This window comes from Paenibacillus sp. oral taxon 786 str. D14 (assembly GCF_000159955.1).
Taxonomy (GTDB): Bacteria; Bacillota; Bacilli; order Paenibacillales; family Paenibacillaceae; genus Fontibacillus; species Fontibacillus phoenicis.
In genome coordinates this window covers 225,068-241,760 of the sequence record NZ_GG695973.1, presented here as the reverse complement: position 1 = coordinate 241,760, position 16,693 = coordinate 225,068, and the positions used below count along the sequence as shown (strand labels likewise).

Here is a 16,693-nt window from a genome sequence, read left to right as displayed (position 1 = left end):
TCGGCATTAGCCGCAGCTACGTGTCACGAATTGAGAAGCGAGCGCTCATGAAGCTGTATCATGAGTTTTATAAGAAGAAATAATGTTGCGGTTGATTGAAATATGATGATGTAAAAAGCGGGTTTGCGTTGCTGCGCAGAACTCGCTTTTTTTGTTTCCATAGCGATTTGAATGGGTCATGATTTTGCGTAATTCATTCATGGGTTGACAATATCATATAAATCCTATAGGATTTAATTACAAACTGACTGACTAGTCAATCATGTGGGGTGGGAACAGATTGAGCGGAGAGAAAGAAGCCCAAATCAACAGTGATCGCAGAGAGCATATTCTGCAAATTGCCATGAAGCGATTTGCCAAGGATGGCTATCATGCAACAAAAATTTCCGATATTGTCGCTGAGGCGGGTGTGGCTCAAGGGACGTTCTACTGGTACTTCAAAAGCAAAGAAGCGATTGCGCTGGAAATTGTGAAGGAAGGCCGGGAAAAATTGCTTGACGTCATCCGTCATGGATACCGACGGGAAGCAGGATCGGTGCAGGACATGGTACATGCCTCCGAAGCTCTGCTGGAAAGTCTGTTTCGGTTTGCCGAATCCAACCGGTATTTAATAGAGCTTATTTTCGGCAGAGGTGAAGGGGTTGAAACGATTCGCCATGCGATCCGGGAAACGAGAGCAGCTATGGAGAACTCTTTTCTTCTTAACATTCGCAGGGCGATTGAGTTAGGCATGCTCCCGGCTTCCATCGATGCTGAATTCCGTGCCACGATGATTATGAGCTTGATCGAAGGCGTCATTTCACGTTGGTTGCTCGGGTTCGCGCCGCCAGGCAGCGGGATCGAATCCAAAACGGCTCAGCAGCTTGCCGCGGAGACGGCCAGATTCGAATTTTTTGGTTTGCTTGGTGTTTAGCTTTGATTGGATAATGATCTGCCGTTTCGGAATTTTACCCATTCTGCTACCCAATAAATAAAAAGGAGAGATCATCCATGCTGAAAAGTAAGAAATCCAGAAATATGCTGTTTCTAACATTATCCGCCGTATTGCTCGTAGTTCTGGCATTGACTGGCTGCGGTTCTAACAATAACGGCAATAACGCGCCAAGCTCGGCTCCTTCCAACAATGCGGCGAACGGAGGAAGCTCCGCAAATACCGGAAGTGATTTATTGAACGAAATTAAAACAGCGGGTGTGATAAAGGTAGGGCTTATGGGGACTTACGCTCCTTACAATTTCCTGAATGAAAACAAGGAAATCGATGGTTTTGATGCTGACGTTGCGAAAGAAGTAGCCAAACGGCTCGGCGTTAAAGTCGAGTTTGCTCCGCAGGAATTCTCTGGACTGATTCCTAGTCTGCAGGCTGGAAAAATCGATGCCATTATCAGCCAGGTTACGATTACTGACGAACGCAAGCAGCAAATTGATTTTACCCAGCCGTATATTACGAACGAAGTTAAAATCATCGTAAAAGAGGATAATGACTCGATCACGAAGCTGGAAGACTTTAAAGGGAAAAATATCGGCGTGGGACTCGGCACAAACGATGAATCCTATCTCCGGAATGACGTGCTGCCGCAGGTTGGCAACTTCGAGATCAAAACCTATGACGATGTGATTACTTCCCTGCAGGATTTGAATGCGGGACGGATCGATGCCACCATCAATAACTTGTACGCCTTGAAACCCATTGTCGACAAAAACGGCTATAAAATTAAAGCGGTGGGCGATGCGATCAAATCCGACCAAGCGGGTATCGCGATCCGCAAAAATAACCCGGAATTCCTGGCCGCTCTGGATCAGGCTTTGACCGATATGAAAGCGGATGGCACCTATAACACTATCTTCCAAAAATGGTTTGGCGAAGAGCCGCCGGCAGAATAAAGAATCGTGAAAAGGATAAGGCCTTGAAGAATTCGTATTCTTTCATGGCCTTCTCGCTTTAACCATGGAATCAAAAGGGGATTCAAACGACAATGAATCTGGTATGGGATAACCTTCCTTTCTTGCTGAAAGGTGCTTATTACACGCTGCTTGTTACGGTTGTATCCATGTTTTTCGGACTGATCATCGGTTTGGTGGTTGCGATTGCGCGACTAAAAGGGAATTGGCTGGTTCGCGGAATTGCCCGCGTATATGTGTCGGTTATTCGAGGTACGCCGCTTCTTGTCCAAATTTTTATCGTTTATTACGGGGTTGTAGATTACGGAATTACGCTGGGTCCGCTGACAGCCGCTTATGTGGCATTGAGCATCAACGTGGGCGCCTATCTGTCTGAAACGTTCAGAGGGGCGATTCAGTCAATTCCGAAGGGCCAGACGGAAGCCGCTTATGCGACGGGCATGACGGGCTGGATGACGATGAGAAGAATCATTCTGCCGCAAGCAGCTCGGGTGGCCATTGCGCCTATGGGTAATACTTTTATCGGAATGCTTAAAGAGACGGCGCTGGTGTCGGCCATTACGGTCACCGAGTTGCTGCGTTCAGCGCAGCTGCTGATCGCTCAATATTATGTCTATATGCCTTTTTTCGTTGGGATCGCCGCCATGTATTGGATCATGAGCACTGTGTTCTCGGCCATTCTGAATGCGGTGGAGAAGCAGTTGTCCAAAGTATATTGAGGCATGAGGTGGAGCAAATATGATTCAAACGACAGGATTGTCCAAGTCTTTTAACGGAGCAGAGGTGTTGAAAAGCATTGATCTGCATGTAGCTCCCAAAGAAATCGTTGTGCTGCTCGGACCAAGTGGTTCCGGCAAAAGCACCCTGCTGAGATGTCTGAACGGCCTTGAGGAGCTGGACGGCGGATCGCTTGAGGTGAATGGTGTTCGAGTGGACGCATCCATGCCGTCTAAGAAGAAACAGGCCGCCTTCCGTGAAATTCGTCGTCATACGGGAATGGTCTTTCAGCAGTTTAACTTATATCCGCACAAGACAGCGCTTGGCAACGTGATCGAATCGCTGTTATCTGTGAAGAAAATGAAAAAAGAAGAAGCCGTACAGATCGGCGAACGACTGCTGGATCGGGTTGGACTGTTGGCGAAGAAGGATGAATATCCCTCGAGGCTGTCCGGCGGCCAGCAGCAGCGGGTGGCAATTGCCCGAGCATTAGCCATGGAGCCGGCGATCATGCTGTTTGACGAGCCTACTTCAGCTCTTGATCCCGAGCTTGTCGGAGAGGTGCTGGAAGTTATGCGCCAGCTGGCCCGGGATGGGATGACGATGGTCATCGTCACTCATGAAATGAAATTTGCCCGTCAGGTCGCCAATCGGATCGTGTTTATGGATGGCGGTGTAATTGTGGAATCGCAGGAACCGGAAGTTTTTTTTCAGAATACGGAGTCCGAAAGAGCTCGTAAGTTTATCAATCAACTTCAGGAGCATTAACAACAGAAAGTAGGTAATGATGATGAAGGTTATGACAACCTGGAATGGAAAACGTTTGTTTACATCAGTCGGGGATTCCGGTTATCCGGTAAGAATGGACGCTACGCCAAAATACGGCGGCGACGGCACAGGTGCAACACCCATGGAGCTTTTGCTGGCCGGACTGGCCGGATGTATCGGCATTGACATCACCATGATTCTGAATTCATTCCTTGAGAAGATCACTTCACTAGAGATCGAAGCGGACGGTACCCGGAAAGAGCAGAATCCGTCCGGCTTTACCGCCATTGAGCTGATCTTCCGCGTTGAAGGAGACATTCCAGATTATCAAATTTGGAAAGCTATTCAAATGGGCAAAGAGAAATATTGTGCTGTATCGGACTCGCTGAAGGCCGACATCAGCTACAGACTGATTCTCAACGGTCAAGAGGTTTTCCAGCCATAAACAAAAGGCACTTCCACACCAAAGCTTCGGACGATCAATACCCGTCCGGCATAATATCCGAGCTATCCCCGTAGGCTTTTAGTAATTGAGACTTATGGGGAGGTACATGCATGTTTAAACGCGTAAACCGATTGGCCATTGAATTGCCCAGACCGAAAGCCCCGGATCCGAATGGCGCCAGCGTCGTTCAGGAACTGTTAGGCGGACGGTTTGGTGAAATGTCGACGCTAAATAACTATTTGTTTCAGTCCTTTAATTTCCGGGGAAAAAGCAAGCTCAAGCCGTTTTACGACCTCGTCGCGAGTATTACGGCAGAGGAGTTTGGTCACGTTGAGCTGGTGTCGAATACGATCAATTTAATGCTGGAAGGTACGACTCGTCCCGGGGATCCGGATTCCACTCCGTTAGGGAATACGAAGGATCTTCGTTTCTCCCCTCACTATATTGAATCCGCTCAGACCTCTCTGCCGTATGACTCAATGGGGCGTCCTTGGAACGGATCGTACGTCGTTAGCAGCGGCAACTTGATCTTCGACTTGCTGCATAACTATTTCCTGGAGTGTGGTGCACGGACGCATAAGGCCCGCGTCTATGAAATGACCGATCATCCGACGGCCAGAGCAATGATCGGTTATCTTCTTGTGCGCGGCGGCGTGCACGTGTTGGCGTATGCGAAGGCGCTTGAGATCGCAACCGGAGTGGATGTCACCAAAATGCTGCCCATCCCGAAAATTGAAAATCGGAAGTTTGATGCGACCCGTCCTTGGGAAGCCGCTGGTGAGCATCGCAGATTGTATACGTTCAGCGATCATGACTATCACGGCATCGCCCAAATTTGGCGCGGCCAGCATCCGACGGACGGCGGCAGGCTGGAAGCATTTGCCGGACTGCCGGGGTACAGCGGCGAAATTCCAGAACTGGAGCCGATTCAGGAGGAATTCGCCCCCGGCATATCGCCAGAGGATTTGGTGGAAATCGCGAAACGGCTGCAACGCGCCGCTGGGCTCTGAGTTTTGTACGAATACTCTGATTTTGAACACCCGTCAACTGCATTGTTGAGCGGGTGTTTTTTTTACATATGAAAGGCAGCCTTCGATTGACGCTTCCTCCCATCCGTGATATATTGTGTATACACGATATACACAATTTAAAAAGAGGGGGTATTCCATGCTGGCATTAGATGTTCGACATATTCATAAGAAATTCCCCGCCTTTGAGCTGAAGGATGTTTCTTTCCAGTTGGAGAAGGGATACATCATGGGCTTTATCGGAGTTAACGGTGCAGGGAAAACGACGACGATCAAGTCGATTTTAAATATGACTCGGATCGACAGCGGTGAGGTTTACATTCTGGGCAAGAACATGGCGGAACATGAGCTGGAATTAAAGCAGGAGATAGGATTTGCTTTCGGGAGCATTGATTTTTACACGCGCAGTAAGATTAAGACGTTGACGGATACCATTAAGAGGTTTTATGAAAATTGGGACGATCAAATCTACTCCTCCTACATGAAGAGATTTAACTTGGATGAGAATAGAAAGATCGCCGAACTGTCAACGGGCATGAAGGTCAAATACAGCCTGACGCTTGCTTTGTCCCATGGGGCCAAGCTGCTGATCCTCGACGAGCCGACCAGCGGGCTGGATCCAGCTTCACGGGATGACCTGCTGGATCTTTTTCAGGAGCTGATTGCTGATGGCGAGGTGAGCATTCTGTTCTCCACCCATATTACCTCCGACTTGGAGAAGTGCGCAGATTATATTACCTTTATCTCAAACGGGCAAATTGTGCTGAGCGGGGAGAAGGATGAATTCAAAGAATCCTATCTCCTCGTGAACGGTTCCGAGGGCCAGCTTGCACAGGTGAAGGACCGGATGATTTCCTACAAAACGAACTCGTTTGGCTTTACGGGCTTGATCCATGCGGATGACTTTGACCCGACTTCGGGAATCCGAGCCGCCACGCCAAGCTTAGAGGATATTATGATTTACTATGCGAGAAAAGGGGGGCAGAACCATGATTAATTTGATCCGAAAAGATATCCGACTGGGTGTACATCCTCTATTATTGAGCATGCCTGTGTTAATGGGCGTTTTGATGTTTGTTCCTGGCTGGATTTACTTCATAGTGATTTTGTATTTTTGTTGGATCACCATCCCCAATATGTTTAACCAACTGAGAGCACAAAACGATTTGATGTTTACCTCGATGATGCCTGTTACGAAACGGGACATTGTGAAAGCGCGGATTATCGTGATCACCGGACTGGAATTAGCGCATGTGGTGATTGCCCTAATCTTTGGCCTGGTCAGTCAGCGCTTCTATTCGGATATAACCTACTTCTTCTTCCCGCCGAACTTAGGATTCTTTGGTCTCTGTTTGGTGATGCTGGCGATCTTTAACCTGATTTTTATTCCGATGTATTACAAGACGGCGTATAAATTTGGTATGGCACTGCTGATCTCCACTGTAGCAGCTACATTGTTTGCAGGGATCACCCAGTGGATCGGGATCGCGAATTCGGGGATGAATCGTATGTTTTATGGGACGGAAGCGAATCATTTGGCAGTTCAAGCCTATATTCTGATCGCAGGAATCGTGATTTTCATTGCGCTTACCGCAGTGGCTTACCGGATGGCGGTCAAACGATTCCTTCAAGTGGATATCCAATGAACATCGCGATATCCAATACTTCGGAGAAACCGATCTATCAGCAACTGTTCGAGCAAATCAGCGCCCAAATTCTAAAAGGGGAGCTGGAGAGCGGCTATATCCTGCCGCCCATCCGGCAAGCCGCCCATGAGCTGCGGGTGAGTGTCATCACCGTCAAGAAGGCGTGGGAAGAACTTGAGCGGCGCGGCTTGATCCATACGGTGACCGGCAAAGGGTGTTTTGTCGCTGAATTTTCCCCCGAAGAGATGCAGCGCATCCGCTACGAAATGGTGATGGAACAGTTGGCTAGCGAAGTGTCCTATTACAAGTCCTTTGGTCTGACCTTGGATGAGATGATTGAGTTGTTGAAGAAGGTGTACTGATCCTACCGATCTTGGGATATCGTGCTTCCCCCTCATTATTGAGCAATAACTGTCGAACAAAAAGCCGCAATAGCGGCTTTTTCGGTTTGATAGACCTTAAATTTTACAATTTTGAAACGTTTCCAAAATAATTATTGAAACGTTTCCAGTTTGATGCTATGATAGGGGACATAAGAGAGCTCGGGGGGGTCATATGGCAAGCATTAAGGATGTAGCCAACTTAGCTGGCGTCGCCGTGGGAACCGTATCCAGAGTCATCAATAACTCGGGGGCTGTCAAACCCAAGACGCGCAGAAAAGTGGAAGAAGCAATTAAGCAGTTAAATTATATTCCCAATGAAGTCGCTCGAAATTTCAAAATGCAAAAGTCCAAGATGGTCGCTCTCTTGCTTCCAAGCATTTGGAATCCATTCTTCTCTGAATTGGCTTATTACATAGAGGATGAATTGGATCGGGAAGGCTTCAAGCTGATGTTGTGTAACAGCGGAGGGAAGCCTGAAAAAGAGTTGTACTACTTGGATATGCTTCGGCAAAACAAAGTGGCTGGTATTGTGGGGATCACATACAACGATATCGAAAATAATGTGAGTCATGATATCCCAATCGTGAGTATTGATCGGCATTTTAACAAGAAAATCACCTGCGTGACTTCGGATAATTTTGAAGGAGGACGCATCGCCTTACGGGAGTTAGTTAAAGCCGGTGCTCGGAAACCTGCTTTTATCGGGAGTATCACTTCGGTATTTAGTGAAACCATGAATCGTAAAAAAGGATTCATTCACGAGGCGGAGGCTTTAGGTGTCGAACATGTGGTTTATGAGAAACCAGATCCTATTGTAGATGACGAATCCTACTTTAATGAGTTCTTTCATGAATATTCAGATGTGGATGGCATTTTTGCCATTACGGATATGCTGGCTGCCAACTATATCGAAAGAGCACGCCAACGAGGCATCCGTGTTCCCGAGGATGTCAAGGTCATAGGGTATGACGGCATTCAGGATAATCCTTTCTTTCATCCGATCTTATCAACGATCAGGCAGCCGGTAGAAAAAATGGCTCGGATGACGATTCGTCTGCTTTACAGCAAGATCGAAGGGAAACCTTTGACAGAGCAGGTCTATCGGATCCCCGTCACCTACAGGCAAGGTGAAACGACTTGATTCCTTCGAAAGGAAAGAAAAACCTCAGTTTATTCTGATTCCTTTGAGAAACTGAAGTTTTTCTTAGCAAAATTGGAAACGTTTCAAATTGTCATATCTGTATGATAAACACTGGAATAATATCAACGATTTCAGATGATTAATGGGATAGATTTACCTAATTCTGCACATAACAAATTGGAAACGTTTCAAAATTGAAGATCATTTTACTATGGAAAGGGAGTATTTTTCATGGCCTCAAGAACCAGCGGGGAGGATATGATGATGATCAAACCTCATCGGAAAAGCAAATGGAGCAGGGTAAAGCGTGATTATGAATTATATCTGTTCCTGCTACCCATCATTATTCTATATCTCATCTTCAAGTATTATCCGATGTACGGCGTCCAAATCGCATTCAAAAACTTCTCGCCAAGTCAGGGGATCTGGGGGAGTGAATGGGTCGGATTCCAACACTTTATCGAATTTTTTGATTCGTATAACTTCTGGACCATCATTACCAATACGCTGTCACTTAGTTTCTTATCGCTGCTATTTGGTTTTCCGGCGCCAATCATCATTGCTATTATGCTCAATCAAATGCTCGGCAAGAGATATAAGAAATTTATTCAAACGGTAATTTATGCTCCGCACTTTATCTCTACGGTTGTGCTTGTAGGGATGCTGAACGTTTTTTTATCTCCAAATAGCGGAATTGTAAATCATATCATCACCTGGTTTGGAGGAGATCCCATTCTCTTTATGGCTGACGAGGGTTGGTTCCGTCCTTTGTATATCTTGTCCGGGATTTGGCAGGAAACCGGCTTTTCCACGATCATCTACCTTGCAGCTCTTGCCGGAGTGAATCCGGAACTGCATGAAGCTGCAATTATGGATGGAGCAAGTAAATGGAAGCGTGTCTGGAATGTGGATATTCCAGGGATCTTGCCAACGATCGTGATATTGTTGATTCTTGCGCTGGGCAACATCATGAGTATCGGATTTGAGAAGGCCTTCCTGATGCAAAGCGATTTGAACTATGCCACCTCTAATATCATCCCGACTTATGTCTACGAAATGGGGATTCAGAAAGCAGAATACAGTTTTTCTACAGCAGTTGGCCTGTTTAACTCGCTGATCAATATTATCCTGATTGTCATTGTCAATCGAGTCGCTAAGAAGTTGACAGAAACTAGCTTGTGGTAGGAGGGGTCCATCTTGAATTCCATGCTGAAAAGAAAGAGCAGAGGGGACGTTTGGTTTGATGTAATCAACTATTCTTTATTAACCATCGTGATGCTGCTCGTGTTATTTCCGTTGTACTTTGTACTGATCGCGTCATTTAGTGATCCTAATTATATCTATTCGGGGGAGGTTTGGCTGTACCCGAAAGGTTTCACATTGGATGGCTATGAACGGATTTTTAATGATTCCTCCATTTGGATTGGATATGCTAATTCGATCCTTTACGCAACTTTAGGAACCATTATTGGTGTGGCCGTCACCGTATTTGCGGCTTATCCGCTGGCTCGTCGAGATCTAGTGGGGAAATCAGCGATTATGTGGTTTTTGATGGTGACCATGTTTTTTAGTGGCGGGCTAATCCCAACCTATTTGCTGATTAAAGATCTTCACATGCTGAACACGATTTGGGCACTAGTTCTCCCCGGAGCGGGCGGCGTATTTAATGTGATTATCGTCAGAACTTTCTTTCAATCCACTATCCCAGATGAAATGTGGGAAGCCGCTTCGATTGACGGATGTTCCAATACCAGATTCTTCTGGAGCATCGTTTTACCCTTGTCCAAGTCCATCTTAGCGGTTATGGTGCTCTATCATGTGGTTGGCTTTTGGAATGGCTTCTTCGATGCTTTGATTTACCTAAGTGACGAGAACAAGTATCCCTTGCAACTGGTGCTCCGCAACATCCTTGTCCAAAATCAGGTGAACTCAGGGATGATGATTGATGTGGAATCTTACGCGGCCAAAATGCGCGTTACCGAATTGATCAAATACGGTGTCATCATCGTATCCAGCTTGCCGTTGCTCATTTTATATCCATTCCTCCAAAAGTATTTCGTTAAGGGCGTGATGATCGGATCGATCAAGGGCTGATGCTAACGACGTACTTGAAGGGGGGGATGCAAGGCTAAGGGCCATTTCATTGTAATGGAACAGGTGTGTAATGAAACGAGTAGGACGAATTCAAGGGAGGTTATGTTCAATGAAATCATGGCACAAAAAAATGGGGATTCTTGTCTTAGCCGGAGCCTTTGTTCTAAGTGGATGTTCGGGCAAGGGGAACAGCGGCGACGGGGACAAGAATCAGGCCAATAGCTCGGTGGAAGACACGAATTTCAACAAGACGGGTCTTCCGATTGTAAACGACACCGTGACCTTAACCATGGTCTCTCCAAAAGCCGCATTGGCACCCGAGTATTCCGAAATGGAGATCTTTAAGAGATTAGAGAAGGAAACAAACGTGAAGATCAATTGGGAGAACATTCCGGATACCGACTATACCGAGAAGAAAAACCTGTTAATCGCCAGTGGGGATTTGCCAGATGCATTCTACGCAGCTGGATTTACCGATTATGAACTTATTAATTATGGTAAGGACGGAACCATAATTCCGCTAGAAGATCTAATTGATCAATATGCGCCAAACTTGAAAGCGCTTTTTGAACGACGGCCGGATATCAAATCGACGATCACGGCGCCTGACGGACACATCTATGGACTTCCATCCTGGGAAGATAATAACCTCGGAACGAACCCGTTCTTTCATGTGATCAATAAAAGCTGGCTGGATAAGCTGGGGCTGAACGTGCCGCAAACTCTGGATGAATATACGGAGGCCCTGGTTGCCTTTAAAACACAGGACCCGAATGGCAACGGCAAACTGGATGAAATTCCGCTCAGCTTTATGCATATGCAATGGTGTATGGATATCGCCGGAATCTTTGGTGCGTTTGGACTTCCGGATAACCTGGAACATCGAGTCGTTCGTGATGGCAAGGTCATTTTCACCGCAACCCAGCCTGAATACAAAGAGGCGCTCAAATACTTCCATGAAAAATGGTACAAACAAGGTCTGATTGATCCCGAATCCTTTACCCAGGATGCAGCGCAATATCTGGCTAAAGGCAAATCGACAGAAGAGACGCTTGGGTCTTACATCTGGTGGGAAATCGAGGAGGTTGTCGGGCCGGAGCGCAGTAAGGATTATGTTCTGCTGTCGCCGCTGAAAGGACCTAATGGAGATCAGTTAATCGGACGTGCCAATGGCGGGGGGCCGGGACGCGGGGCTTTCGTGATTACCAAAGCAAACAAGTATCCGGAAATCACCATGCGTTGGATCGATCAGCAATATGAGCCTTACATGGCCGCTCAAATTCACTGGGGTCCGCTGGGTGTCGTCTTCGAGAAAGATGAAAATGGGAAATTGGTGAATCTGCCGCTTCCTGAAGGTACCTCTGCAGGCGAGTTCCGGCAAAAGGTTGCCCCGGGTTCTGGTGGACCAGGCGTGATTACGTTTGAAGATTTCGGCAAAGTGGTGGATATGGAACCACGTGCTCAGCAACGTGCTAAAGATCTGGAGCAGTATTACAACCCTTACATGGAAAAAGAAAACTATCCAAGCATCTTCTTTGAACCTGAGGAATTGGACAAAATCAACAAAATTGAGCCTGAGTTAATCAAATACGTAAATACGCAAAGAGGAAAGTTCATCGTGGATGGCGGCGTCGATGAACAGTGGGATAACTACGTCAAAACATTGGAGAAAATGGGCCTCAATGAATTAATGGAACTCTATCAAACCGGGTTGGATCGCTATAATGCAAACCTAAATAAATAGTCGATAGGTGGGGAGAAACCGTGCTTGATGTCATCGCAATCGGGGAAGTATTAATTGATTTTACACCGGCAGGCCGTTCATCAAGAGGGAACGAGCAGTTCGAATGTAATCCTGGGGGAGCTCCGGCTAATGTGGCGGCTGCGCTGTCCCGGTTAGGTTCTCACTCGGCATTGATTAGTAAGGTGGGGGAAGATCAGTTTGGTTCCTTGCTTCATCAAACTTTGCAAGACGCTGGTGTTGACGTTACCGGAGTATCGTATACGCGTGAAGCGAGCACCACGCTGGCCTTTGTCCATTTAGACGATCATGGGGATCGATCCTTCAGCTTTATTCGGAAGCCAGGGGCAGACACCTTCTTGCATTCAAAGGATGTTCCGCTGGAGAAGATTGCTTCAAGCCGGGTTTTGCATTACGGAACGGTATCCATGACCCATGAGCCGGCTCGTACCGCAACTAGAACGGCGGTTCTTAAGGCTAAGGATGCAGGTGTCCTACTCTCTTTCGATCCGAATATTCGGTTTGCTTTGTGGGAGAGTCGGGAAGAGATTAAGCAGAATACGCTTTGGGGAATGAAATACGCGGATATTTTGAAAATATCCGAGGAAGAGTTGTCCTTTATTACAGGGACACATGATATCGAGGAAGGGGCCCTGAAGCTAGCCCAGCAATTTGATATTTCGTTGATCGTTGTCACTTTGGCGGAAAAAGGATGCTACTACCGTTTAGGAAGTAAAGACGGTTATGTCCCAGGGTTTCGAGTCGAGGTCGTTGATACAACGGGAGCCGGTGATGCTTTTCTTGGATGCTTGTTATTTAAAATCCTGGAGGTTGGAATCCCGCTGAAAGAACTGACGTCCTCGCAAATCACGAACATGCTGGCTTTTGCAAATGCCGGAGGAGCGTTAGTGACAACACGGAAAGGGGCACTTGGAGCAATGCCAACTATCGAGGATATCCATCAGATGCTGGAGTCTACTCCGCAGCATAAAGAAGAACGGTTTAGACCGGGCTATCACTTTTCTCCCCCATCCCATTGGTTAAACGACCCTAATGGACTGGTTTATTACGAAGGAAGCTATCATTTATTTTATCAGCACCATCCTTACGGAAATCAATGGGGACCAATGCACTGGGGCCATGCGATAAGTAAAGACCTGGTGCACTGGGAACATATGCCGATCGCTTTGTTCCCGGATGAGCATGGTGCTATTTTCTCCGGATGCTGTGTGGTGGATTGGAAGAATAGCAGCGGATTGTTCGAAGATTCCCATGGTTTGGTGGCCATTTTCACCCATGCGGATACCCATCCGGAAACCGGACAGCCGCGTCAACGGCAAAGCTTGGCCTACAGCAGGGACAAGGGATTGACATGGCACAAGTACGAGGGGAATCCTGTTCTTGAAGAAGAAGGACTGGTTGATTTCCGGGATCCAAAAGTATTTTGGCATTCTGAAAGCGCGCGTTGGATTATGGTGCTTGTGGCGGGCGATCACGTTCGTTTCTATCAATCTACAAATCTATTGAACTGGTCGTTGTCCGGTGTATTCGGTAAAGAAGAAGGGTCGCATGACGGCGTTTGGGAATGCCCGGATCTGTTTGAATTGCCGATAGGGGATACCGGACGTTCAAAATGGGTACTTATTATCAGCATCGGCGATCATCCGAATTGTCCGGAAGGATCGCGTACGCAGTATTTTATCGGTGAGTTTGACGGAAACACGTTCATTAATGACAACGCGTCAGATCAAATTCTGTGGCTGGATTATGGGAGAGACAATTATGCCGGGGTCACCTGGTCAGATCTCCCTAAAGAAGACGGACGACGAGTGATCATTGGATGGATGAGTAATTGGAAGTACGCCAACGAGACGCCTACAGGCAACTGGAGAGGCGCAATGACTTTACCACGCGCCTTGACATTGAATGAACAGGATGGGAATGTACGATTGATTCAATTACCTGTCCGAGAAGTGGAGCAACTGCGCAAAGCGTCATTGCATTGGGAGGAAGTTACGGTTACGCCAGAAGCTCCCTTTTGGCAGAAGCTGAAGGAAGATTTGCTAGAAATTGAGGTGGAACTTGATATCCGTTCCGGCGAGGAAGTGCAGATCAAGTTAAAATCGTTGGAGAAGGACGAGATTATCATCGGTTATGATCCCGGGACTCAATGGCTATTCATCGATCGCACCCAATCCGGGATTATTGATTTCCATCCGTCGTTTGCGACCAAGCATGGGGTTAACATGGCGGCGGTAGACGGAAAAATCCAATTGCATGTCTGGCTGGATCGCAATGCGGTTGAAGTGTACGGGAATCATGGACTTGTCGTAATGACGGATCAAATTTTTCCGGAATCTCCGATTGAGCAGTTTGAAGTCATCACGAAATCCGGGGAGGTTATACTAAATTCCCTTCAGATTCATACATTGAAGTCTGTTGAGATTCCCTACGCCTCTCCAAAGCAAGTGGCGTGTCAGGAGGGATGATTGATGCGTCGGCTCGCAGGAGACCAAGAATTAATGATGTACTGGGCATTTGATGAAGGTGCCGGAAGAAGCGCTCTAGAGCAGGTATCTCTTTCATGGGATGAGATTCAGTATGTATTTAATCAAGCTGAATTCACCGGGCCTGTTGATCCGCAATGGAGACAAGGAGTTGTAGGAAGGGGCCTCCTGTTTGACGGTTATTCGACCTTTATCACCCATCCAGCCAGAGAAATGGACAGGATGCAGGAGCCAAAGCTGTTGTCAGCCTTAAGCATAGGGGTGTGGGTGGCGCCGCGCTCCTATGACTGGGGGTATGAAGGGAAGCTGGCTGCTATTGTGAACCGTCATCATCGGGATCGTCACCAGGGTTATCTGCTGGGGATGTTCCGGCACGGACGATGGTCTTTTCAGTTGGGACTTGATCAAGGGGGCTGGAAGGAAGTTTGGTCACCGGACGGCTGTGAGTTGCCCAAGCATGAATGGTCCTATGTTAATGCGGTTTTTGATGGGGATCGAGGCGAAATTAAGCTGTACTTGAATGGCCGAGCAATTGCTTCATCTGAGGTACCTGTCGGTTCTCGAATGGTTGAGGCTGTAGGTACAGATTTACTAATCGGCAAAAATAATCACAGCAGCCGTTGGGCCGGAGTATTTCACCTCCAAATGTTCAGCGGAATCTTGGATGAGTTGAAGATTTATCGACGGGCATTAAGTGGAGAGGAAATAGCCGCATCGTATCGGGAAGTGCTTGATTCCCTATATGGCGGTATCAAACCTCAGGTGCCCTATGATGAAATTAAGCTGGATCGGGCTCCGCTTCTGCTAGATTGGCATAGGCCGCAGTATCATGTCAGCCCTCCTGCTCATTGGATGAACGAACCACATGCACCGATTTATTTCGAGGGGCGGTATCATTTATTTTATCAACACAATCCGTTAGGTCCGTACTTCTATCAGATCCATTGGGGACATTGGGTGAGTGAGGATCTCGTTCATTGGCGTGATCTTCCCGTAGCACTTGCCCCTGAGAAGGATGGACTTGCCCCGGATGGTATATGGTCAGGCAGCGCCACTTATGATGCGGACGGTTTACCGGTCCTGTTTTTTACGGCGGGAAATGACAGTGCTTCGCCAAATCAGAGCGTGGCCCTTGCCCGAAGTACTTACTTAACGGATGGCAATTCGGACTTGGTTCAGTGGGTGAAGCATCCGGAGCCTCTCATCGTACAGCAAAAAGGGATGGGGGCTTTCGGCGATTTCCGAGATCCGTTTGTCTGGAAGGATGATGACGGTTGGTATGCCCTAGTGGGGTCGGGGATCGAAGGTGCAGGCGGGGCTGCCCTGGCCTTTGTTTCGAAGGATATGTTGAACTGGACGTACAAAGGACCGTTTTTCCAAGCGGATCTTCAGAAGTTCCCTTATCTTGGACCAATCTGGGAGCTTCCGGTTCTGCTTCCGCTTGGCGCGGACAAGCAGGGGGAAAGCAAGCATCTGCTTCTGGTCAGCCCAGTCGGAGAAGGTGCGGACGTTGAAGTGTTTTACTGGATTGGGCGGCTGGATAAGGAAGAGCTCTCGTTTATTCCAGATCAGGAAGAACCAGAGCTGATTGATGTGGGTGACTTCCATTTTACTGGACCCAGCGGCATGGTGGATCCGAAGACCGGAAGGAAGATCATTTTTACGATAGCCCAAGGGGACCGGACGGCCGAGCTGGAGTATCAATCGGGCTGGGCCCATAATGCCGGGTTGCCATTAAGCGTTTATTTACGGGATGATGGACGCCTGGGAATTGAGCCGATCCAAGAGCTTCAATCCTTGCGTGGCGCAAAGCGGTTGTCGATTCAGGACAAGACAATGGCAGAGACCAATGATCTGCTGAGGGGCATTAAAGGGGACATGCTTGAGATCCTTGTGGAACTGGAATCGGTACAAGCCAAACAACTCGGAATTAAAGTGCGGTGTACGCCGGATGGGAAAGAGCAAACGTTGTTGTACTACGATAAGGTTGAAGGTAAACTCTTGGTCGATCGAACCAAAACGACTTTGCATCCACGAGAGAAGTGCAAAGGAATTCAGGGTGGCAGATTGGATCTGTTCGGTGAAAATTTAAAGCTGCATCTCTTTTTGGACCGTTCGATGGTTGAAGCTTATGCCAATGGACTAAAAAGCCTGACCACCCGAGTCTATCCGAGCCGCAGAGATGCTCTAGGGCTGGAGATTTGGGGAGATGGAGAGCTCGTGGTTAGGTCGATGGAAGTTTGGGACATGAAATCTATCTGGCAGTGAGGATAACTATAGCTGGAGTTTTGATAGGGAAGAGACCTGCCAGGGCGGCAGGTCTC

The 16,693-nt window shown here is 47.6% G+C and carries 16 protein-coding genes; all 16 read left to right on the top strand.

The window, feature by feature from the left end:
• The coding region (locus POTG_RS23695) for a sigma factor-like helix-turn-helix DNA-binding protein (protein WP_269724330.1) at positions 1-83 on the top strand (83 nt) is incomplete at its 5' end.
• Between the two features lie 179 nt (positions 84-262).
• Positions 263-913 (top strand): TetR/AcrR family transcriptional regulator, encoded by a 651-nt coding sequence (locus tag POTG_RS07885; protein WP_036624286.1) that lies wholly within the window; start codon positions 263-265, stop codon positions 911-913.
• A gap of 80 nt (positions 914-993) precedes the next feature.
• Positions 994-1,881: a transporter substrate-binding domain-containing protein gene (locus POTG_RS07880; RefSeq protein WP_036644787.1), complete on the top strand. Its 888-nt coding sequence runs from the start codon at positions 994-996 to the stop codon at positions 1,879-1,881.
• A 92-nt stretch (positions 1,882-1,973) separates the two neighbouring features.
• Positions 1,974-2,618 carry an amino acid ABC transporter permease gene (locus POTG_RS07875; RefSeq protein WP_009224296.1) on the top strand — a complete coding sequence of 215 codons (645 nt, stop codon included), beginning with the start codon at positions 1,974-1,976 and terminating at the stop codon, positions 2,616-2,618.
• 19 nt (positions 2,619-2,637) lie between these two features.
• Entirely contained in the window at positions 2,638-3,384 is a 747-nt protein-coding gene (locus POTG_RS07870; protein WP_009224295.1) for an amino acid ABC transporter ATP-binding protein, read from the top strand.
• A gap of 22 nt (positions 3,385-3,406) precedes the next feature.
• A complete protein-coding gene (locus tag POTG_RS07865) occupies positions 3,407-3,829 on the top strand; it encodes an OsmC family protein (RefSeq protein WP_016311267.1) in 423 nt (140 codons plus the stop codon).
• A 110-nt stretch (positions 3,830-3,939) separates the two neighbouring features.
• A complete protein-coding gene (locus POTG_RS07860) occupies positions 3,940-4,839 on the top strand; it encodes a manganese catalase family protein (protein WP_009224293.1) in 900 nt (299 codons plus the stop codon).
• 157 nt (positions 4,840-4,996) lie between these two features.
• Positions 4,997-5,854, top strand: a complete 858-nt coding sequence (locus POTG_RS07855; protein ID WP_009224292.1) for an ABC transporter ATP-binding protein — start codon at positions 4,997-4,999, stop codon at positions 5,852-5,854.
• On the top strand, positions 5,847-6,503 hold the full coding sequence (locus tag POTG_RS07850; protein WP_009224291.1) for an ABC-2 transporter permease: 657 nt from the start codon (positions 5,847-5,849) through the stop codon (positions 6,501-6,503). Before POTG_RS07855 ends, POTG_RS07850 begins: the two co-directional genes overlap by 8 nt.
• Positions 6,500-6,865, top strand: coding sequence for a GntR family transcriptional regulator (locus POTG_RS07845; RefSeq protein WP_009224290.1), 366 nt, complete (start codon positions 6,500-6,502; stop codon positions 6,863-6,865). The genes POTG_RS07850 and POTG_RS07845 overlap by 4 nt, the downstream gene beginning before the upstream one ends.
• A gap of 193 nt (positions 6,866-7,058) precedes the next feature.
• Positions 7,059-8,027 carry a LacI family DNA-binding transcriptional regulator gene (locus POTG_RS07840; RefSeq protein WP_009224289.1) on the top strand — a complete coding sequence of 323 codons (969 nt, stop codon included), beginning with the start codon at positions 7,059-7,061 and terminating at the stop codon, positions 8,025-8,027.
• Between the two features lie 231 nt (positions 8,028-8,258).
• Positions 8,259-9,212 (top strand): ABC transporter permease, encoded by a 954-nt coding sequence (locus tag POTG_RS07835; protein ID WP_009224288.1) that lies wholly within the window; start codon positions 8,259-8,261, stop codon positions 9,210-9,212.
• Between the two features lie 12 nt (positions 9,213-9,224).
• The gene (locus tag POTG_RS07830; RefSeq protein ID WP_009224287.1) at positions 9,225-10,121 is read left to right on the top strand and encodes a carbohydrate ABC transporter permease; all 897 of its coding nucleotides are present in this window, start codon (positions 9,225-9,227) and stop codon (positions 10,119-10,121) included.
• Between the two features lie 109 nt (positions 10,122-10,230).
• Complete coding sequence (locus POTG_RS07825) at positions 10,231-11,865, top strand: extracellular solute-binding protein (protein WP_009224286.1); 1,635 nt, start codon at positions 10,231-10,233, stop codon at positions 11,863-11,865.
• 20 nt (positions 11,866-11,885) lie between these two features.
• A complete protein-coding gene (locus POTG_RS07820; RefSeq protein ID WP_009224285.1) occupies positions 11,886-14,351 on the top strand; it encodes a PfkB family carbohydrate kinase in 2,466 nt (821 codons plus the stop codon).
• 3 nt (positions 14,352-14,354) lie between these two features.
• Complete coding sequence (locus POTG_RS07815; protein ID WP_036644676.1) at positions 14,355-16,637, top strand: GH32 C-terminal domain-containing protein; 2,283 nt, start codon at positions 14,355-14,357, stop codon at positions 16,635-16,637.
• Positions 16,638-16,693 lie beyond the last annotated feature (56 nt).